Annotated in this window: 20 protein-coding genes; 8 read left to right on the forward strand and 12 right to left on the reverse strand. The window is 75.5% G+C overall.

All coding sequences use genetic code 11. The features are described from left to right. Positions 1 to 129 precede the first annotated feature (129 nt). The 5 genes from FHU37_RS21805 to FHU37_RS21825 all read right to left on the reverse strand — a co-directional run bounded on the left by FHU37_RS21805 (position 130) and on the right by FHU37_RS21825 (position 6,535). A complete protein-coding gene (locus tag FHU37_RS21805; protein WP_179815802.1) occupies positions 130 to 1,197 on the reverse strand; it encodes a FecCD family ABC transporter permease in 1,068 nt (355 codons plus the stop codon). Next, entirely contained in the window at positions 1,194 to 2,261 is a 1,068-nt protein-coding gene (locus tag FHU37_RS21810; RefSeq protein WP_179816472.1) for a FecCD family ABC transporter permease, read from the reverse strand. The genes FHU37_RS21805 and FHU37_RS21810 overlap by 4 nt, the downstream gene beginning before the upstream one ends. Before the next feature lie 507 nt (positions 2,262 to 2,768). Further along, a complete protein-coding gene (locus tag FHU37_RS28535) occupies positions 2,769 to 3,344 on the reverse strand; it encodes a LexA family protein (RefSeq protein WP_179815803.1) in 576 nt (191 codons plus the stop codon). 234 nt (positions 3,345 to 3,578) lie between these two features. Next, the gene (locus FHU37_RS21820) at positions 3,579 to 4,214 is read right to left on the reverse strand and encodes a GNAT family N-acetyltransferase (protein WP_179815804.1); all 636 of its coding nucleotides are present in this window, start codon (positions 4,212 to 4,214) and stop codon (positions 3,579 to 3,581) included. 239 nt (positions 4,215 to 4,453) lie between these two features. After that, positions 4,454 to 6,535, reverse strand: a complete 2,082-nt coding sequence (locus tag FHU37_RS21825; protein ID WP_179816473.1) for an acetoacetate--CoA ligase — start codon at positions 6,533 to 6,535, stop codon at positions 4,454 to 4,456. Positions 6,536 to 7,089: 554 nt separating this feature from the next. On the opposite strand from FHU37_RS21825, the gene FHU37_RS21830 reads away from it, so the two are divergent. The 4 genes from FHU37_RS21830 (at position 7,090) to FHU37_RS21845 (ending at position 12,325) form a co-directional block, all read left to right on the forward strand. After that, entirely contained in the window at positions 7,090 to 7,872 is a 783-nt protein-coding gene (locus tag FHU37_RS21830) for a 3-hydroxybutyrate dehydrogenase (RefSeq protein ID WP_179815805.1), read from the forward strand. 116 nt (positions 7,873 to 7,988) lie between these two features. Then, positions 7,989 to 9,416: an MFS transporter gene (locus FHU37_RS21835; RefSeq protein WP_179815806.1), complete on the forward strand. Its 1,428-nt coding sequence runs from the start codon at positions 7,989 to 7,991 to the stop codon at positions 9,414 to 9,416. A 240-nt stretch (positions 9,417 to 9,656) separates the two neighbouring features. Continuing rightward, a complete protein-coding gene (locus FHU37_RS21840; protein ID WP_179815807.1) occupies positions 9,657 to 11,702 on the forward strand; it encodes a helix-turn-helix domain-containing protein in 2,046 nt (681 codons plus the stop codon). Between the two features lie 389 nt (positions 11,703 to 12,091). Beyond that, positions 12,092 to 12,325 carry a DUF397 domain-containing protein gene (locus tag FHU37_RS21845; RefSeq protein WP_179815808.1) on the forward strand — a complete coding sequence of 78 codons (234 nt, stop codon included), beginning with the start codon at positions 12,092 to 12,094 and terminating at the stop codon, positions 12,323 to 12,325. A gap of 116 nt (positions 12,326 to 12,441) precedes the next feature. Here FHU37_RS21845 and FHU37_RS29585 read toward each other — a convergent pair whose 3' ends face one another. Both FHU37_RS29585 and FHU37_RS29590 read right to left on the reverse strand, forming a co-directional pair. Next, the gene (locus FHU37_RS29585; protein ID WP_376774001.1) at positions 12,442 to 12,840 is read right to left on the reverse strand and encodes a DUF5753 domain-containing protein; all 399 of its coding nucleotides are present in this window, start codon (positions 12,838 to 12,840) and stop codon (positions 12,442 to 12,444) included. Beyond that, the gene (locus tag FHU37_RS29590; RefSeq protein ID WP_376774002.1) at positions 12,783 to 13,301 is read right to left on the reverse strand and encodes a helix-turn-helix domain-containing protein; all 519 of its coding nucleotides are present in this window, start codon (positions 13,299 to 13,301) and stop codon (positions 12,783 to 12,785) included. Before FHU37_RS29590 ends, FHU37_RS29585 begins: the two co-directional genes overlap by 58 nt. A 523-nt stretch (positions 13,302 to 13,824) precedes the next feature. Between FHU37_RS29590 and FHU37_RS21855 the strand changes: the two genes are divergently transcribed. Further along, positions 13,825 to 14,430, forward strand: a complete 606-nt coding sequence (locus FHU37_RS21855; protein ID WP_179815809.1) for an ATP-binding protein — start codon at positions 13,825 to 13,827, stop codon at positions 14,428 to 14,430. Between the two features lie 293 nt (positions 14,431 to 14,723). Here FHU37_RS21855 and rpsR read toward each other — a convergent pair whose 3' ends face one another. The 3 genes from rpsR to rpmG are packed head-to-tail and all read right to left on the reverse strand — an operon-like array spanning position 14,724 to position 15,499. Then, on the reverse strand, positions 14,724 to 14,999 hold the full coding sequence (rpsR, locus tag FHU37_RS21860) for a 30S ribosomal protein S18 (protein ID WP_179815810.1): 276 nt from the start codon (positions 14,997 to 14,999) through the stop codon (positions 14,724 to 14,726). A gap of 36 nt (positions 15,000 to 15,035) precedes the next feature. Further along, complete coding sequence (locus FHU37_RS21865; protein ID WP_179815811.1) at positions 15,036 to 15,284, reverse strand: type B 50S ribosomal protein L31; 249 nt, start codon at positions 15,282 to 15,284, stop codon at positions 15,036 to 15,038. Between the two features lie 50 nt (positions 15,285 to 15,334). Next, positions 15,335 to 15,499, reverse strand: a complete 165-nt coding sequence (gene rpmG / locus FHU37_RS21870) for a 50S ribosomal protein L33 (protein ID WP_179815812.1) — start codon at positions 15,497 to 15,499, stop codon at positions 15,335 to 15,337. Between the two features lie 247 nt (positions 15,500 to 15,746). On the opposite strand from rpmG, the gene rpmB reads away from it, so the two are divergent. From rpmB to FHU37_RS21885, 3 genes are all read left to right on the forward strand, one after another. Next, positions 15,747 to 15,983 carry a 50S ribosomal protein L28 gene (gene rpmB, locus FHU37_RS21875; RefSeq protein WP_179815813.1) on the forward strand — a complete coding sequence of 79 codons (237 nt, stop codon included), beginning with the start codon at positions 15,747 to 15,749 and terminating at the stop codon, positions 15,981 to 15,983. Then, positions 15,983 to 16,288: a 30S ribosomal protein S14 gene (rpsN, locus tag FHU37_RS21880; protein ID WP_179815814.1), complete on the forward strand. Its 306-nt coding sequence runs from the start codon at positions 15,983 to 15,985 to the stop codon at positions 16,286 to 16,288. Before rpmB ends, rpsN begins: the two co-directional genes overlap by 1 nt. A 173-nt stretch (positions 16,289 to 16,461) precedes the next feature. Beyond that, positions 16,462 to 17,094: a YigZ family protein gene (locus FHU37_RS21885; RefSeq protein ID WP_312892715.1), complete on the forward strand. Its 633-nt coding sequence runs from the start codon at positions 16,462 to 16,464 to the stop codon at positions 17,092 to 17,094. Positions 17,095 to 17,127: 33 nt separating this feature from the next. On the opposite strand, the gene glpK is transcribed toward FHU37_RS21885, so the two are convergent. Beyond that, positions 17,128 to 18,645, reverse strand: a complete 1,518-nt coding sequence (glpK, locus tag FHU37_RS21890; RefSeq protein WP_179816475.1) for a glycerol kinase GlpK — start codon at positions 18,643 to 18,645, stop codon at positions 17,128 to 17,130. A 79-nt stretch (positions 18,646 to 18,724) separates the two neighbouring features. Next, entirely contained in the window at positions 18,725 to 19,600 is an 876-nt protein-coding gene (locus FHU37_RS21895) for an MIP/aquaporin family protein (protein WP_179815815.1), read from the reverse strand. Positions 19,601 to 19,705: the final 105 nt, after the last annotated feature.

Raw genomic sequence — 19,705 nt, forward strand, 5'->3', positions numbered from 1 at the left:
GCCACCAGGCACGGTATACCCCGTCACAACGCCGGGGGGACGGCTTCCCCGCAGTGCGCCGCGCGTGCACCACCGGATGCCCCTGTGCACCGGCGCGCGTCGGGGCGCGGACGGGAGCGTTCCGACCGCTCAGATCCGCCCCTCCCGGCGCTCCCGCACCAGCAACCACAGCAGGTAGACGCCACCGAGGGCCGCCGTGGCCACGCCGACCGGCAGCGACGTCGGGGCCAGGGCGCGCTGCGCCACCCAGTCGGCGCAGACCACCAGGACGGCGCCGGTCAACGCGGAGGTCACCGGACCCGGCCCGGGCGCGCCGGTCAGCCGTCTGGCCAGTTGCGGGGCGGCCAGCGCGACGAACCGGATCGGCCCGGCCGAGGCGGTCGCCACCGCGGCCAGCGCCGTGCCCACCACCAGCAGGGCCAGCCGGGTCCGGTGCACGGGCACGCCCAGCGAGGTCGCGGTGTCGTCGCCCATCCGCAGCAGGGCCAGCGGCCGGGAGAGCAGCAGCGCGCACGGGACCAGCACGGCCAGGGCCACCGCGACCGGCACCACGTGCTCCCAGCCGCGGGCGTTGAGGCTGCCGACCATCCAGACGGTGGCGGCGGACGCCTCCTCCAGGGAGGCACGGGTCATCAGGTAGTCGTTGAGCGCCATCAGTACCGCGCTCACCCCCAGCCCCACCAGCACCAGCCGGAAGCCGTTCGTCCCCCTACGGTGGGACAGCAGGTACACCAGTACGGCGGTGAGCAGCCCGCCGGCGATCGAGGCGCCGGCCAGCACGCCGGCCGCGGTCGTGCCGAGCAGCAGGATCGCCACCAGGGCGCCGGTCACCGAGCCGTAGGTGAAGCCGATGACGTCCGGGCTGCCCAGCGGGTTCCGGGTCAGCGACTGGAAGATCGCGCCGCTCAGCCCGAGCGCCGCGCCGACCTCCAGCCCGGTGAGCAGCCGGGGCAGCCGCATCCGCATCACCACGAACTCGTGCACCGGCTCGCCCCGCCCGAAGACGGTGCGCAGCACGTCGGCCGGCGCGACCGGGAGGTCGCCGGTGGCCATCGTCAGCAGGCCGACCGCGACCAGGCAGCCGGCCAGCGCCGCGCCGACCGCCGTGCCGCGGCGGTCCACCGGCACGGCCAGCGGGCCGACCCGGAGCAGGCGCCGGCGCCTGGCCGGGGGCCGGGTGGAGGTCGACGCGCTCACAGCCCGGCCACCTTCCGCCGCCGCACCAGCCAGACGAAGACCGGCGCGCCGATCAGCGCGGTGACGATGCCGACCTGGAGCTCGGCCGGGCGCACCACCACGCGGCCCACCACGTCCGCGCCGACCAGGAGCACGGCCGCGAACACCGCCGAGTACGGCAGCACCCACCGCTGGTCCGGTCCGGTGATCGCCCGCGCCACGTGCGGCACGGCCAGGCCGACGAAGGCGATCGGGCCGCAGGCCGCCGTGGCCGCGCCGCACAGCAGCGTGATCGCCAGCATGGCCAGGAGCCGGACCCGCGCCACGTCGGTGCCGAGCGCGACGGCCACCTCGTCGCCGAGCGCCAGCGCGTTCAGCGGACCGCCCAGGCCCAGCCCGAGCAGCAGCCCGGCGAGCAGGAACGGCGTGACGCCGGCGAGGATCGTCAGGTCCCGCCCGGCCAGCGAGCCGACGTTCCACAGCCGCAGCTCGTCCAGGGCGGTGGAGTCCAGCAGCACCACGGCCTGGGTGAAGCCGAGCAGCGCCGCCTGCAGCGCCATGCCGGACAGGGCCAGCCGGACCGGTGTCGCGCCGCCCCGCCCGCCACCGCCCAGCAGGTGGACGGCCGCGGCGGCCGCCCCGGCGCCGAGGAAGGCGAACCAGACGTAGCCGACCAGGTCGGTGACGCCGAACAGGAAGATCGCGGTGACCACGGCCGCGGAGGCGCCGGCGTTGACCCCGAGCAGCCCGGGCTCGGCGAGGGGGTTGCGGGTCAGCGCCTGCATGATCGCCCCGGCCAGCCCGAGCGCCGCGCCCACCGCCAGGCCGACCGCGGTCCGGGGCAGCCGCAGCTCCGCGACCACCACGTGGTCGCCGTCGGCGGGGTCGTGGTGGAGCAGTGCCTCGACCACCGTGCCGGGCGGGATCTGCTTGGTGCCCACGGCGATGGACAGCAGCAGCACCAGGAGCAGGACGCCGAGGGAGACGGCCAGGCCGGTCAGCCGGGCGCCGGTGGACCGCGCGACGCCCCGGCCTCCGGCACCGGCCGGCGGGCCGGTCGGGCCGGTCGGGCCGGTCGGCGGCACGGCCGGCCCGCCGGTCTGCGCCGTGCCGGTGGCCGTGCCGGACGGCGGGGCGGGCGGGCTCGTCTTTCCTGCGGTGCCGGGTGACGGCGGCACGGGAACTCCCCAGGTTGCTTGGCTTGGTAAGCCTTACCTTAGGAGTCGCCGCGGAAGCGGGCGCACGGGGGTGCTGGGGGAGCGGGGGAGGCGCCCAGGGGTGGTGCGTGTCTGGGTGTGCCGGGGTGTGTGGGGCTCGGAAGGGGCGGAGTGTGCTCAGCTGGCATGTACGCGGCAGGAGTTGTCCACAGGGCGCACGTGGGGGCTTCCGCTCCGTAATCCCCCCGTGAAATCCTGAGAGAAGGGGGACCCCCGGGGCAGGTGGAGATATGTCCGGAATGGGGTGACATGTTCGCGACGGTCAGCCGCCGCGGCTCAGGTCCAGCTCAGCGCCCGCTCAGCTCCCGCTCCGTGCCCGGTCAGCTCCAGCTCAGCGCCCGGTCGGCTCCGGCTCGGCCCCCGCTCCGTGCCGGCTCAGCTCCCGCTCCGTGCCCGCCCCATCGGGCGGCCGCGGTGCAGCCGGGCCGAGGCGAAGGCGATCCGGCCGTGCTCGCACGGGGCGCTCTCCCGGCGGCGGGCCCGGGTGGCCGTGACCACGCCCAGGACCTCCGCAGCGCTGCCCGGACGCGGCATCACCGCCGGGTTCGCCGCCTTCAACCAGACCCGGCCCTGCTGGCGGGAGAGCCGGCGCAGCGTCGTACGGCCGTCGAGCCGCACGGCCACCGTCTCGTTGTTCGGGACCTCTCCGACCGGGCAGGCGCGCACCAGCACCCGGTCGCCGCTGTGGATGCCGGCGCCGGCCATGTCCTCGTCCGCCGCGACCAGCCAGAACTGCTCGTGCTGCTCCGCCGACCCCTGGACCGGCGGCTGCTCGGCCGATCCGGCCCGTTCGGCGAGCTCGACCAGGCCGGTGGGAGCCGTCCGGCCGGAGGCCGTCGGGGACTCGCCGCGGGTGGGCGCGGGCACCCGCGGCATCCCGTCCTCCTGCTGCGCCGTACGCGGGAGCACGCGCGGGGGCTGCGGGGCGGGAGTGCGGCTTGGCTGCTCCACCAAGGGGCGGTCCTCCGAGGTCGTGGGATGTCGTTCAACGGTAGCGACGGCCTCTGACAGCGGCCATCACTTTCCGGTCAAGTGAACGTCTCCACACGGTCAGTAGTTCCCTTGACGCGCCGAATGTGTCCCGACTCACGTTTGGGTTCGGCGCGTTGACGGTAACGTGCCGGACACCTGTCCGTCACCTCCGCGCTCGGCCGACCGGGGGATGGCGAGCGGTGTGGCGCGGGCTCAGTCGGCGTGGCGAACGTGCCGGTGGCCGCTGCCCGGCCACGCCGGCGGGGCCGGCGGCAGCACCCCGTCCAGCACGAAGCGCGTCTTGGCCGCCACCCGGCAGGACGCCGTGTTGTCCACCTGGTGCAGCAGCTCCAGCCGCCGCAGGCCGGCCGGCCCGTAGGTCTCGAACGCCCAGGCCACCACCGCCTCGAGGGCGCGCGGCGCCACGCCGCGGCCGCGCGCGTGCGCCGCCGTCCAGTAACCCACCTCGGCCACCGGCGCGCCGCTCCGGCAGCCCTTGAGCACCACGTGCCCGGCCAGCCGGCCGCCCTCCACCCACAGGCACGCCGCCGGCCCGCCGGCCGACCGGCCGTCCTGGGCCCGCCCCGGCTCCTGCCGCGCCGGGTCCGGCTCGTCGAGTTCCTCCAGCACGGCGAAGGCCCGCCGCTCGCCGGTCAGCCAGCCGCGGCGCTCGTTCGCGAGCAGGCTGGCCGCCGCCCGCTCGTCGCCGGCCACCCGGCCGGTCCAGTGCCGCAGCGCGGGGTCCCGGTGGACCTCGACCAGCGCCGCGGCGTCCCCCGGGGACCAGGGGCGCAGCAGCAACGGGGCGCCGCCCGCCTCGCCGGCGGGGACGCGCAGGGTGACGACCATCGTGGTTCCTCGGACGGGCGGGCGTCGCGGGGCGGGCCGGCCCGGGCGCCCCGCCCGCGCGGGCGACGATCACCCGCTGATCCGCATGGTAGGCCGTGCCGTCGCGCTGCCGCCGTCGGCCGGCCGCCGACCGGAGCCCCAACGACGGAAGCCCACAACGACCGGAACCCCAACGACCGGAACTCCGCCGACCGGAGCCGCGCCGCCCCCCGGTGCCGCCCACCGGACCCCGGCGGCGCTCAGCCGGCCGACGGCTTCGGCGCCCCGAGGAGATCGGCCCGCGCCGCCGCGATCAGCTCCAGCACCTCCGGGTTCGCCAGCGCCCCGGGATCCGCCGCCCGCTCCACCGGCGTGCCGAGCAGCACCCGCCGGGCCGGGATCTCCAGCTTCTTGCCGGAGAGCGTCCGCGGCACCCCGGGCAGCTCGCGCACCACGTCCGGCACGTGCCGGGGGGAGAGCCGGGCGCGCAGCGCCGCGCGGATCCGCTGGCGCAGCCCGTCGTCGAGCACCCGCCCGGGCGCCGGCACCACGAAGAGCACCAGCCGGCCCTCCCCGTCCCCGGCGCCGCTGGTGTCCACCACCAGCGAGTCCGCCACCTCCGGGAACTCCTCCACCACCCGGTAGAACTCGGCGGTGCCCATCCGGACCCCGGCCCGGTTCAGCGTCGCGTCGGAGCGCCCGTGGATCACGCACCCGCCGTCCGGGCGCACCGTGATCCAGTCGCCGTGCCGCCACACCCCGGGGAAGTCCTCGAAGTAGGCGGCGCGGTAGCGGGAGCCGTCCTCGTCGTTCCAGAACCCCACCGGCATCGACGGCATCGGCGCGGTCAGCACCAGTTCGCCCGTCTCGCCGACCAGCGGACGCCCCTGCGGGTCGAAGGACTCCACCGCCGAGCCGAGGGTCCGGCAGGCCAGCACCCCGGACCGCACCGGGAGCAGGGGAGAGGGGCCGAGGAATCCGGTGCACACGTCCGTCCCCCCGGAGAAGGAGCCCAGCAGCACGTCCCGGCCCACGGTGGAGTAGACCCAGCGGAAGCCCTCCGGGGACAGCGGTGCGCCCGTGGAGCCGATGCCGCGCAGCGCCGACAGGTCGAGGTCCCGGCCCGGTCGCAGGCCCTGCTTGGCGCACGCGGCCAGGAAGGGCGCGCCCACCCCCAGGTAGGTCAGCCGTTCCTCGGCGGCGATCCGCCACAGCGCGAGCGGGTCCGGGTGGACCGGGCTGCCGTCGTGGAGCACCACGCGGCTGCCCGTCAGCAGGCCGCCGACCAGGTAGTTCCACATCATCCAGCCGGTGGTCGTGTACCAGCTGAAGGCGTCGTCCGGGCCGATGTCCTGGTGGAAGGCCAGCGTCTTCAGGTGCTCCAGGACGATGCCGCCGTGCCCGTGCACGATCGGCTTGGGCAGCCCGGTGGTGCCGGAGGAGTACACCACCCACAGCGGGTGCTCGAACGGCACCTCCTCGAAGGACGGCAGCGGCGGCGCGGCGCCGGCGGCCGGGCCCAGTTCGGACCAGTCCACCACCGGCGTGGGCACGGCCGGCGGCGGCCCGCCGGCCGCCTCCGCCTCCGGGCCGACGCCCGCCCCCGGCGGCACCAGCACCATCGCGCGCAGCCCGGGCAGGCCGGCGGCGATCCGGGAGAGCTCGGCGGAGCGGTCGTGGTACCGGCCGCCGTACCGGTACCCCGGGACGGCCAGCAGCACGGCGGGGTCGATCTGGGCGAACCGGTCGAGGACGGCCGAGGCGCCGAAGTCCGGGGAGCAGGAGGAGAAGACGGCGCCCAGCGAGGCGGTGGCGAGCAGGCCGATCACGGCCTCCGGCACGTTCGGCAGGTAGGCGGCCACCCGGTCCCCGCGCCGCACCCCCAGCTCCCGGAGCCCCTCGGCGACCCGGGCCACCTCGGCGGCCAGCTCCCGGTAGCTCCAGGCCCGCCTCTCGCCGGCCTCGTTCCGGGCCACCAGGGCCAGCGCGTCCGGCTCGGTCAGGGCCCGCCGCAGCGCGTTGCGCGCGTGGTTCAGCGTGGCGCCGGGGAACCAGCGCACCGCCGGCATCGGACCGCCCTCGCGCACCGGGCCGGAGCCGCGCTCGCCGAGGACGTCGAAGTACTCCCAGACCGAGTCCCAGAAGGCGTCCGGGTCGGCCACCGACCAGCGCCACAGGCCCTCGTAGCCGGCGGCGGGAACCACCCCGCGGCGCTCCGCGAGCCACCGGCGGTAGTCGGTCACCCGTGCCTCGGCCACCCGGCGCTCGCTCGGCCGCCAGAGGACCTCGCCGTCCGGCCGGTCGTCACCGTGCGGGGCGGGCGAGGTCCGTGCGGTCTCCATCATCCGTTCTCCTGATCTCGCGCTGCCCGACCGAGGGGGCAGGGGCTGTGGAGCGTTGGCGGAGCGCCGCTCCGTCGGCGGGACTCCCGTCCCGGGACTCCGGCCCCCGGTGGAGTCCTTCCCCGGTGGAGTCCTTCCCCGGTGGAGTCCTTCCCCGAGCGGGCCGGATCTCCCACTCCGCGGCGTCCCGGGCGCCCGGTCCGCGACGCCACCGGCGGCCGGACGGGCGCCTGTCGGAATGTAGGGAGTGCCCTCGCGGCGGGCCATGTGGCGCCACCACACAGTTCGCCGACCGGCCGTGGTGTGCCGCACATCCCCGCCGGGGCGGGACGCGCCGCCGCCAGCCCGGTCGGGCGGTCCGCGCGCCGCCGCGCCGTCCCGTGCCGCGCCCTGGCGACGCCACGGGTGTGTCGCGACCACATGGAACGGACTCGGGTTGTGGGGCGGCGGCCCATGGCTGGCCCGCGCCGGCTCCCCGTACGTTCGCCGCCTCGGAGCGCGCCACGCCCGTGGGGTGTGGCGTCGCACCGCGTGCGAGAACAGGAGGGACACCGATGAACGCGCACCGGAACCCGGCCGAGCCCACGCCCGGCCCCGACCTGAACGGCCGCGCCGTGCTGGTCACCGGCGCGGCCCATGGCATCGGCCTGGCCTGCGCCACCCGGTTGGCCGCCGCCGGGGCCCGCCTGCACCTGGCCGACCGGGACCCCGAGGTGGAACGCGTCGCCGCCCGGCTGGACGGCACGGCCCACGTCGTCGACCTCGCCGATCCGGTCGCCGCCGTGGAGAAGCTCCCGGCCGACGTCGACGTGCTGGTGAACAACGCCGGCGTGCAGCACGTCGCGCCGCTGCACGAGTTCCCCCCGGAGACCTTCCGGCTGATCCACCGGGTGATGGTGGAGGCGCCGTTCCTGCTCATCCGCCGGGTGCTGCCGCACATGTACGCCCGCGGCTGGGGACGCGTCGTCAACATCTCCTCGGTGCACGGCCTGCGCGCCAGCCCCTTCAAGGCCGCCTACGTCTCGGCCAAGCACGCCCTGGAGGGCCTCAGCAAGGTCGCCGCCCTGGAGGGCGCCCCGCACGGGGTGACCAGCAACTGCGTCAACCCCGGCTACGTGCGCACGGCCCTGGTCGAGGGGCAGATCGAGGCCCAGGCCCGGGCGCACGGGATGCCGGCCGAGGAGGTCACCCAGGCCGTCTTCCTGGAGCGCACGGCCGTCAAGCGGCTGGTCGAGCCCGAGGAGGTGGCCGGGATGGTGGCCTGGCTGTGCACCCCGGGCACCGCCTGCGTCACCGGCGCCTCGCTCACCCTGGACGGCGGCTGGACCGCCCGCTGAGCCCTCCCGCGCCTCCCCCCCAAGCCCCTTCCCCGGGCCGTTCCCCCGCCCAACCCGTCCGCGCCTACCCGTCCGCGCCCGCCCAGCGGCGCGCGGGCAGAGACGGTGGTACCCCCATGCCCGAATCAGTTCCCGAGAGCGGCCACAGAGCCGCCACGCCCGCCGCGCCGGGAGAGCGGCGCTCGATCCGCCGCGTGGTCGGCGCCAGCCTGGTCGGCACCACCATCGAGTGGTACGACTTCTTCCTCTACGGCTCGGCGGCGGCCCTCGTCTTCAACACCCTCTTCTTCCCCGAGTCCGACCCGCTGACCGGCACCCTGCTGGCCTTCACCACCTACGCCATCGGCTTCCTCGCCCGGCCGCTCGGCGGCCTGGTCTTCGGCCACTTCGGCGACCGCACCGGCCGCAAGCGGCTGCTGGTGATCAGCCTGCTGCTGATGGGCGGCTCCACCTTCCTGATCGGCCTGCTGCCCACCCACGCCCAGATCGGCGCCGCCGCGCCGGTGCTGCTCACCCTGCTGCGCCTGGTGCAGGGCTTCGCGCTGGGCGGGGAGTGGGGCGGGGCCGTGCTGATCGTCGCGGAGCACGGGGACCGCGGACGCCGCGGCTTCTGGGCGTCCTGGCCGCAGGCCGGCGCGCCCGGCGGCAACCTGCTGGCCACCGCCGTGCTCGCGGTGATGGCCGGCACGCTCTCGGACAGCGCGTTCGAGTCCTGGGGCTGGCGGGTGCCGTTCCTGCTCTCCGGCATCCTCGTCGGCATCGGCCTGTGGATCCGGCTCGCGGTGAGCGAGTCGCCGGTCTACCGGGAGGCGGAGGCCCGCGCCCGGGCCTCCGCCCGCACCGAGCGCCCGCCGGCCCTGGAGGTGCTGCGCCACCAGTGGCGCGAGGTGCTGGTGGCGATGGGGGCGCGGATGGGGGAGAACGTCGGCTACTACGTGATCACGGCGTTCGTGCTGGTGTTCGCGGAGAACCAGACCGACCTGCCGCGTGGCAGCGTGCTGAACGCGGTGCTGATCGGCTCGGCCGTGCACTTCGTGACCATCCCGCTGTGGGGCGCCGCCTCCGACCGGTTCGGCCGGCGCCCGGTCTACCTCACCGGCGCGCTGGGCATCGCCGTGTGGGCGTGGCCGTTCTTCGGCCTGGTGGCCACCGGGGGCTTCGGCGCGACCACCCTGGCCGTGACGGTCGGGCTGGTGCTGCACGGCGCGATGTACGGGCCGCAGGCGGCGTTCTTCTCGGAGCTGTTCGGGACGCGGGTGCGCTACTCCGGCGCCTCGATCGGGTACCAGCTGGCCTCGATCCTGGCCGGCGGCATCGCCCCGCTGGTGGCCACCGCCCTGCTGGGCGCCACGGGTTCGGCCGTCCCGGTGGCGGTGTACGTGGGCGCGGCCGGGCTGATCAGCGCCGTCGCCGTCCGCCTGGCCCGGGAGACCCGCGGCACCGACCTGGACTTCGAGGCCGACGGGGCCGGCGCCCACCCGGCCCCGGCCGGCCTGGTCAAGCCGCGCGCCCACGGCGACGGGGCGCTGCCGGTGGGCGACTGACGCCCGACCGCTCCCGCCGGCGCGCCCGGTGACGCCGCCGACCACCCCCTCGGACGGAGCCTGCCCGGGCCGGAAGAGGGGGGCGGCGCGCCCGGCGGCACCGGCCTCGGGTGGGGCGGACGACGGCGCGGGGGAGGCGGTGCCCGATCCGCGTCAGGACCCGGGCCGCCCCGCCCCGCCGGCGGAGGCGGAGCGGCCCACCCGATAGGAGAACGGTGTTCGAGCTGGGAGCATGGCGCCATGCGTCGACCGAGCCACGGTGAGCACCCCGCCGCGACCCACGTGCCCCCGCCGTCGCCCTCCGCGCAGCAGCCGCCCCGAACGCTCCAGCCGCCCCAGCGGCACCCGTCGGAAGGCCCGGGGCCCGCGGCGGGGCGGGAGCCGGAGCCGGACGCCGCCGCGGGGGTCGTCACCGAGGGGCTGGCCCGGCTGATCGAGCTGCTGGCCCACGGCGCCCCCGCCGAGGAGTTCGGCGAGCCGGCCGCCGAGGCGCGGCTCGCCGGGGCCGCACCGGCGGCAGTGGCCCGCCTGGAGCGCGCCGCGCGCACGGCGCTGCGGGTGCGCGACACCCTGGCCCAGCACCGCCGCCGCGAGGCGCAGCTCGCCGCGCTCTACGACACCGCCGGCGACCTGGCCGCCCCGCGCGACCTCGACTCGGTGCTGCGCGCGATCGTGCACCGGGCCCGGATGCTGCTGTCCACCGACACCGCCTACCTGACGCTCGGCGACGACGAGGCGGGCGACACCTACATGCGGGTCACCGACGGCTCCATCTCACCGCGCTTCCAGCGGCTCCGCCTCGGCCTCGGCGAAGGTCTGGGCGGCCTGGTCGCGCAGACCGTCCAGCCGTACGCCAGCACCGACTACCGCACCGACACCCGGTTCCGGCACACCCCCGAGATCGACGCCGGCGTCGGCGACGAGGGCCTGGTCGGCATCCTCGGCGTGCCGCTGCGGCTGGGGCCCCGGGTCATCGGCGTGCTCTTCGCCGCCGACCGCGCGCCGCGCCGCTTCGCCGCCGACGAGGTGGCGCTGCTGTGCTCGCTGGCCGCCCACGCCGCGGTCGCCATCGACGCCGCCAGGCGGCTGGAGGACACCCGCCGGGCGCTGGCCGAGCTGAACGCCGCCAACGAGACCATCCGCGCGCACAACGACGCCATGCGCCGCGCCGAGGAGGCGCACGACCGCCTCACCGACCTGGTGCTGCGCGGCGCCGGCGTCTCCGACGTGGCCGCCGCCGTCGGGGAGGTGCTGGGCGGCGGGATCTGCCTGTTCGACGCCGACGGCACCGAGCTCGCCCGGCACGGCACCGCCCCGCTGCCGCACCCGACGGAGGCGGTGCGCCGCGCCCGGGCCGGGGGGCGGGCCATCCCGGAGGACGGCAACTGGGTGTGCGCCGTGGCGGCGGGCGCCGAGCCGCTGGGCACGCTGGTGCTCACCGGACGCGGGGAGCTGCCGGACGCGGACCGCCGGCTGTTCGAGCGGGCCGGCGTGGTGGCGGCGCTGCTGCTGCTCCTGCGCCGCTCCGCGGCGGAGGCCGAGGACCGGGTGCGCGGCGAGCTGGTGGTGGACCTGCTCTCCCGCCCGGACGGCGACGCCGCGGCGCTGGTGGCCCGCGGCCGCCGGCTCGGCCTGGAGCTGCTGCGCCCGCACGCGGTGCTGGTGGCCCGTCAGGCGGCCGGCTCGCGCAGCCGGCTGGCGCCGGCGGCGGCGCGCTTCGCGGCGTCCCGCGGCGGCGTCAGCGGCGAGCACGCGGGCTGCCTGGTGCTGCTGCTGCCGGACGCCGACCCGTCGTCGTCGGCCCGGCGCGCCGCCGCCTGGCTGGGGGAGTCGGCGCGCTGCCCGGTGACCGTCGGCGCGGCCGGGCCGGCGGTCGGGCCGGCCGCCATCGCGCGGGCGCACGCCGAGGCGGTGCGGTGCCTGTCGGCGCTGGCCGCGCTGGGCCGGGAGGGCGAGGGCGCGGCCGGTGAGGACCTCGGTTTCCTGGGGGTGCTGCTCGGCGACCGGGAGGGGCCGGAGGCGTTCGTGCGGTCGACGCTCGGGCCGTTGCTGGAGTACGACGAGCGCCGTGGTACAGACCTGCTCAGGACGGTCGAGGCGTACTTCGCCCGGGGTGGTGCGGTGGCCCGGGCGGCCGACGATCTGCACGTGCATCCGAACACGGTGGCACAGCGGCTGGAGCGGGTCGCCCAACTGCTCGGCCGGGGCTGGCGGGAGCCGTCCACGGCCCTGGAAGTGCAGCTCGCGCTGCGTCTGTGGCGGTTGACGCAGGCACCGGGCGGCTGAGCCGCGCCCGCGAGTCGCCGATGACCGATGTCCCGCCGGTGGGGTGGTGTGTCCCGCACTGACGGTTTATTTGGTGATTCCTGACGGTTTCTGAGGAAATCTGATGATTTTTCCCGCTTCCCGTGGCTTGGTGCGGCAACGTTGTCAGGTGCCGGGTGGGTGGTTTCCCCAACGGTCGGATGGGGGAACCGGTTTGCCCTTTCGGGCGTCTGTGCACCTGCACTGGCAGGTGCGCGCGCCGATGCACGTGCATTCGCGCGAGCGTTACCCTACGCTCGACGTGTGACGGGCCGCCCGCAGCATGTCGAAAGAGCGTCAGGGCCTCGCCCGCGCATACCTGTTGTGCTCCGAGTTATGGGTGCCGGCCCGGCGCCCAGGGAAGGTGACCCATGGCCTCCATCTACAACGGGATGCCTGCTGGCCTGCTCACCGACGTCGAGTGGTGCAAGAGCAGCCTGAGCAACTCGCAGGGCAACTGCGTGGAGTTCGCGAAGGTGTCCGCCGACGAGATCGCGATCCGCAACTCGCGCGACCCGCTCGGCCCGGCCCTGGTGTACACCCGCGCCGAGATCGTGGCGCTGATCGGCGGGGCGCGTGCGGGGGACTTCGACCACCTGGTCTGAGGTGCGCGCCCCGGACGCGAACCGGCCCGTGACGGGTCCAGTGGTCAGCCCCGTCACGGGCCGGTTCGCCGTGTGCGGCGGCCGCCCGCCGCCCCGCTCAGACGGTCTTCACCGGTTCAGATGGTCTTCAGCAGTTCCTCGAGGAAGGCCACGGTGGCCCCGGGCGTCTCGGCCTGCACGCTGAGCTTCTCCATCGTCAACCGGTACATGTCCACCCACTCCGGCTTGTCCGAGGTCATGCCGGTGGGCAGCATCTCCAGGTAGACGACGTCCGGCACGTCCTCGTTGGGGAAGCGCAGCAGGCTGAAGGCTCCGGCCTCGGCGGCGTGGGCGCCGGCCCGGAAGGTCACGATCTGCAGGGTGATGTTGGGCTTCGCGGCGATCTCGATCAGGTGCTGGAACTGGCCCGCCATCACCTCCCGGCTGCCGATCGGGCGGCGCAGCGCGGCCTCGTCGATCACCGCCCACAGCACGGTGGGCTCCTCCTCGCGGTGCAGGATGCGCTGGCGCTCCATGCGCACCTGGACCCGCTGCTCGACCTCCGGCCCCGGGGTGTTCCCGGCGGAGATCGCGGCGCCCGGGCGTAGGCCTCGGTCTGCAGCAGGCCGGGGATGAACTGCACCTCGTAGGTGCGGATGCGGCGGGCCGCGTACTCCAGGCCGATGTAGGTGGAGAACCACGGCGGCAGGGTGTCGCTGTACTGCTGCCACCAGCCGGGCTCGTTGGCCTCGCGCATCATCCCGAGCAGCTTGGCGCGCTCGTCGGGGTTGTCCACTCCGTAGAGCGTCAGCAGGTCGGCGACGTCGCGCTCCTTGAAGCCGACGCGCCCGAGCTCCATGCGGCTGATCTTGGACTCGGAGTTGCGCAGGAGGTGGCCGGCCTCCTCGCGGGTGATGCCGGCGCGCTCGCGCAGCCTGCGCAGCTGAGCCCCGAGCAGGACCTTGCGGAAGGCGGGACCGCTGCCGGTCGTCTCCATGCCTGTGACCCTCCCTCTCCTGCTGTCTCGGTGACCGGCCCTGCCATCTGGCGGCCCGTGAAACGGTACCGCCTGCGGCTGCGATTCGACCCCCGTCTCCGTCTCCGCCGGGGGAGACGGCGCCCGCGAGCCGCGGAGTCTAGCACCGGGGTAGCGAGGTCGTGATCGAACTCGCCGCCCCTGTAGGGGAACTGGCCGACTGTGGTCGCGGCGGCCCCAGGTTCACCCTACGGCGCACGCCCCGAATGTCGCCAGCATCTGCACGCACCTTATGCATTCGACAAATGCACGTGCATCTGCGCTTGCGCTTCGGGGGTGCGTCCGCGAGGATGGCATCCTGACTGGGCCTCAGTTGCATGCCGTGGGGTTCGGGGAAGAGTCGAAGAGGCATCCGAATGTGACGCGGGCGGAGCCGAGGACAGTGCCGTCACCGGCGCCCGCTTCGTGTGACACGAGGTGTGAGGCCATGCACTGTGCTCAAGGGGAACCGATGATCACCCGAGGCCCTGGGACGATTCGCGCTGTGTGGGGGGACTGGCTCGATCAGCAGGGTTTCCTGCCGGCCGAGTCGGCGTGTGTGCTGCTGGCCGACACCCCGAGGGCCGTGGCCGAGTGCCGGCGGTTCGCCCTGGACGTCCTCGGGGACCGGGTCGCCCCCGATCTCGCCGACGACTGCCTGCTCGTGCTGTCCGAACTGGTCACCAACGCCCTGCGGCACGGCATGCCGGTGGCGGCCCCGGCCGCGGCCGTGGGCGGCGCCGGGATGACCGCCGGCGTGGCGCGCGGGACGGCCGGCGCCCTGGCGGCCGGCGCCGCCCACAGCCAGCTCGCCGACGCCCACGGCGGCGCGCTGCGCGGCCGGGGCCGATGTCTGCGCGTCGCCCCCAGCCGCACCGAGATGTTCCACGGCATATGCGTGGAGCTGCGGGTGGACGGCGCCCGGATACTGGCCAGCGTGCACGACCCCGGCGCCGGCGAACCGCGGGCCGGTGACGGCGCGGACCCGGACGCGGAGAGCGGCCGCGGTCTGATGCTGGTTGACGCGTGTAGCGACGCCTGGGGATGGGCGCCGAAGAGCGAGGGCGGCAAGGCCGTGTGGGCCATGTTCCGCCGGCACCGCTACTCCTGACCCGCGGCCGGGCCGCGCCACGGGCGCCGGTCCGCCACAGCCGGGTCCTCGGGCGGGGACGACCGAACGGCCCCGCCCCACCCGCCGGGTCCGCCCGGCGCCGCGGCGACACCGCACCGTCACGGGGGCGAAGCGGTGTCGCCGCGGCGGACCCGCCGCCGGAGAGGACGGCGGATCCCTCCTCCACCGCGCCCTCCCGGCTCCGCGCCGGACGGCGCGGGCTCAGCGCTCCAGGTCGAACCAGGCGAAGTCGGCCGGGGTCCTGCCGACCTGGCGTCCGGCCGGGCGGATCCTCATCCCTGGGCGCGGGAGGCGCTGCGCCGGGGCGCCGGCTCGGAGCCGTAGGGCAGGAGGGCCATCTCACGGGCGTTCTTGATCGCGCGGGCGATCTGCCGCTGCTGCTGGGCGGTCACCCGGGTCACCCGCCGGCTGCGGATCTTCCCGCGGTCGGAGATGAAGCGGCGCAGCAGGTCGGTGTCCTTGTAGTCGATGTAGGTGATGCCGGCCGCGTCGAGGGGGTTGGGGCGGTTGCGGCGGGCGTCCTTGGCGTGCTGCCGGCGCGGGGGCACGGTCTCCTCCGGGGGCTTCGGTGGACGGGGCGGGGATCAGCGGCGACGGCCGTAGCGGCGCTCGAAGCGCTCGACGCGGCCGGCGGTGTCCAGCACCCGCGCGGTGCCGGTGTAGAAGGGGTGGCTCGCGGAGGAGATCTCCACGTCCACGACGGGGTAGGTGTTGCCGTCCTCCCACTCCACGGTCCGCTCGGTGACGGCGGTGGAGCGGGTGAGGAAGGCGAAGCCCGCCGTGCGGTCGCGGAAGACGACGGGGCGGTACTCGGGGTGGATGCCGGGCTTCATGGGGTGTTCTCCCTTTGGGGTGTGGTCGGGGGTGTGCGGCGGCGGCCGGGTCAGCGCTCCTCGCGGAAGAGCACGTGCTGCCGGGCGACCGGGTCGTACTTGCGGAGCTGGAGCCGGTCGGGGTCGTTCCGGCGGTTCTTCCGGGTCACGTAGGTGTAGCCGGTGCCCGCCGTGGAGCGGAGCTTGATGATCGGCCGGAGTTCGTTGCGTGCCACGGGCTCTCCTTCGGGGTGGGCGGGGCGCGGTCACTATAGCGAAACGATTGTCATTTCCAAATCATTCCCGAACTCCTCGGGCTGTCCGCGGTCGCCTCCCGGTCGCCTCCCGGTCGGCGGGTCGCTCGACGGCTCGACCGGTCCGGTCCGCGCCGCGATCGGGTCAACAAGGTGAAAACGACATTCATTCCCTGTATGGTCTCGTCCCGTCCGCCGCCGGCGGGCCACGCCCCGACCAGGAGGTCCCGTGTCCGCGCACTGCCAGGTCACCGGCCGCAAACCGGCCTTCGGCAACCAGATCTCGCACTCCCACCGGCGCACCCGCCGCCGGTTCGACCCCAACATCCAGACCAAGCGCTACTGGCTGCCCAGCGAGCGCCGCCACGTCCGCCTCACCCTGAGCGCCAAGGGCATCAAGACCGTGGACCGCCGGGGCATCGAGGCCGTGGTCGCCGAGCTGCGCGCCCGGGGGGAGAAGATCTGATGGCCAAGAAGAGCAAGATCGCCCGCGACGAGCACCGCCGCGCCGTGGTGGCCCGCCACGCCGAACGCCGCGCGGAGCTGAAACGCCTGATCGCCGCCCCGGGGGTGGCGCCCGAGGTCAAGGAGGCGGCCGTCCGCGAACTGGCCCGCCAGCCCCGGGACGCCAGCCCCACCCGGCTGCGCAACCGCGACGCGGTGGACGGCCGCCCGCGCGGCCACCTGCGCAAGTTCGGGCTCTCCCGGGTCCGCTTCCGGCAGGAGGCGCACGCCGGCCACCTGCCCGGGGTGACCAAGGCGAGCTGGTGACCCGGCGCCGCTGACCCGGCGGTGGGACGGCCGTCCGGCCGGCCGGTCGGGGACCCGCCGGCGCGTGCCGCCCGGGACCGCCGGGTACGGTGAGGCGGGCGTACGGCCCGGGGCGCGCCCCGCCGGCCGTGCACCCGCCCCACCCGCCCCACCGACCGAACGGGCCAGCCGCCGTGGACCGCTACCTGACCATCGCCCGCGACCTCGAATCGGAGACCGAGGTCCGCGGGTCGCGCTTCCTGTGCGCGCTGGCGAGGGTCGGCGACGAGGAGGCGGCCCGCGCCTTCATCCGGGCCCGCCGCAAGGAGCACTGGAACGCCACGCACAACTGCACGGCGTACGTCCTCGGGGAGTGGAGCGACGTCCAGCGCTCCAGCGACGACGGGGAACCGGCCGGCACCGCCGGCCTGCCGATGCTGGAGGTGCTGCGCCGCAGGGGCGTCACCGACACCGTGGCCGTCGTCACCCGCTACTTCGGCGGCACCAAACTCGGCGCCGGCGGCCTGATCCGGGCCTACGGCGAGGCCGTCTCCACCGCGCTGGACGCCGCCGGCCTGCTGGAGCGCAGGCCGGTGGCGCTGTACGCGGTGCAGGCCGGGCACGCCGAGGCCGGCCGGCTGGAGAGCGACCTGCGCGGCGCCGGCTGGCGGGTGCGCGAGGTGACCTGGGGGGCCGCCGTGCGCATCGAGGTGGCCGTGCCGGCCGAGCGCGCGGAGGCGTTCACCACCTGGCTCGGCGAGCTCACCCAGGGCGCCGTGCGCGCCGAGGCGGCCGGTCGCACCCACGTCGAGGTGCCCGCCGAGTAGGCGGAACGCCCACGAGCGACGGCGGGCGGCCGGCTACTCGGTGTCCACCCAGTCCAGCGTGCGCCGGACCGCCTTCTTCCAGCCGGCGTAGGCCTCCTCGCGGCGCTCCGCGCTCCAGGCCGGCTCCCAGCGGCGGTCCTCGTTCCAGTTGGCCCGCAGCTCGTCGGTGCTGCGCCAGAAACCCACCGCCAGCCCGGCCGCGTAGGCCGCGCCCAGCGCCGTGGTCTCCGCCACCACCGGCCGGCTCACCGGCACGCCGAGCACGTCGGCCTGGATCTGCATGCACAGGTCGTTGGCGGTCACCCCGCCGTCGACCCGCAGCACGTCCAGCGCCACCCCGGAGTCCGCCTCCATCGCCTCCACCACGTCCCGGCTCTGGTAGCAGATGGCCTCCAGGGTGGCCCGGGCCAGGTGCGCGTTGGTGTTGTAGCGGGCCAGGCCCACGATCGCCCCGCGCGCGTCGGCCCGCCAGTACGGCGCGAAGAGCCCGGAGAAGGCGGGAACGAAGTAGATGCCGCCGTTGTCCGGGACCTGCCTGGCCAGCGCCTCGCTCTGCGCCGCCCCGCTGATGATGCCGAGCTGGTCGCGCAGCCACTGCACGGCCGAGCCGGTCACCGCGATGGAGCCCTCCAGCGCGTAGACCGCCGGCTCCTCCCCGAAGCGGTAGGCCACCGTGGTGAGCAGCCCGCTCCTGGAGGCCACCGGCTCCGTGCCGGTGTTCAGCAGCAGGAAGTTGCCGGTGCCGTAGGTGTTCTTCGCCTCGCCGGGGGAGAAGCACACCTGCCCCACCGTGGCCGCCTGCTGGTCGCCGAGGATCGCCGTCACCGGCACCGCCCCGCCCAGCGGGCCGCGCTCGTCGAGCCCGCCGTAGCCCTCTGCCCAGGAGGAGGGGCGGATGGTGGGCAGCATCGCCCGCGGGATGCCGAAGAAGGAGAGCAGTTCCTCGTCCCAGTCCAGGGTGCGCAGGTCCATCAGCATGGTGCGGCTGGCGTTGGTGACGTCGGTGACGTGCACCCCGCCGTGCACCCCGCCGGTCAGGTTCCACAGCACCCAGGTGTCCGTGGTGCCGAAGACGGCGTCGCCGCGTTCGGCGTCCTCCCGCAGGCCCGGCACGTTCTCCAGCAGCCACTGCACCTTGCCGGCGGAGAAGTAGGCGGCCGGCGGCAGCCCGGCGCGCTCGCGGATCACCTCGCCGCGGCCGTCCCGCTCCAGGGCCTGCGCGATCCGGTCGGTGCGGGTGTCCTGCCAGACGATGGCGTTGTGGTACGGCCGGCCGGTGCGGCGGTTCCACACCACCGTGGTCTCCCGCTGGTTGGTGATGCCGACCGCGGCCAGGTCGCTCGGCGCCAGGCGGGAGCGGTGCAGGGTGGTGGTGATCGCCGCCACCGTGCGCTCCCAGATCTCCACCGGGTTGTGCTCCACCCAGCCCGAGCGCGGCAGGATCTGCTCGTGCTCCAGCTGGTGCCGGGCCACCTCGTTGCCGCCGTGGTCGAACACCATGAACCGGGTGCTGGTGGTGCCCTGGTCCACCGCGCCGATGTAGTCCGCCATCCGTGCCGTCGCCTCCGCCTCGTCGTCCCTGACCGGGTCCGCCCCCATCGGCCGGTGGTCTACCCCCACCGGCCGCCCGTCACCGCCGGCCCCGCCGCTTCCCGGCCGGGCGGCTGGCCTTCGGCGGCACCGCCTGCGGGCGTACCCCCTCCGGGCGGGCCGGCTCCGCCGCCAGCCGTTCCAGACGGTCCAGGCCGGAGCCGACGAACCAGCGGAACAGCGCTCCGCCGACCACCGCGCCGAGCAGCGGACCGACGATCGGCACCCAGAAATACAGGTCCCCGTACTGGTCGCGCCAGGCGCCCTGGTAGCCGGTGAGGAAGCTGGCCAGGCGGGGGCCGAGGTCGCGGGCCGGGTTGATCGCGTAGCCGGCGTTGGTGCCCCAGCCCATGCCGACGGCCACCACGACCAGCCCGATCAGGACCGGGCCGAGGTTGGCCAGCGGCGGCGTGTTGCGCAGGTCGGTGAGGACCAGCACCAGGAAGACCAGGATGGCCGTGCCGATGATCTGGTCCCGCAGCGCGCCGTACTGGCTCACCGGGAAGGTGCCGTTGCCGGGGAGCGTGGAGAACACCCCCTGGGTCTTCAGGGTGTGGCCGGGATCGGCCGCCGCCAGCACCTCGCTGTAGTTCCAGCGCACCAGCAGCGCCGCCACGAACGCCCCGGCGGTCTGGGCCAGGGAGTAGGGCAGCACCTTGCGCCAGGCGAAGCCCCGGAAGAGCGCCAGCGCGACCGACACGGCCGGGTTCAGGTGCGCCCCGCTGATCCGTCCCGCCGTGTAGGCGCCCAGGGCCACGCCCAGGCCCCAGGCCCAGGCGATGCTGTCGTGGTCGCCGACCCCGGCGGCCGAGACCTGGGCCACCACGCCGCAGCCGAAGAGGATCAGGATCAGCGTGCCGGCGAACTCCGCCGCCAGCTCAGCCGCCAGGCCGCGGTCGTGGAACCTCATCGGCATCCCTCGCTTCCGGCCGCCCGGCGCGGCGTCGCGCCCGTGGTGACGACATTCCGATTGACCCTCCGGCGACGCCGGCTGTCAACGGGGAGGCACGGCGCGGCAACC

It is taken from the genome of Allostreptomyces psammosilenae (genome assembly GCF_013407765.1).
GTDB classification, from domain to species: Bacteria; Actinomycetota; Actinomycetes; order Streptomycetales; family Streptomycetaceae; genus Allostreptomyces; species Allostreptomyces psammosilenae.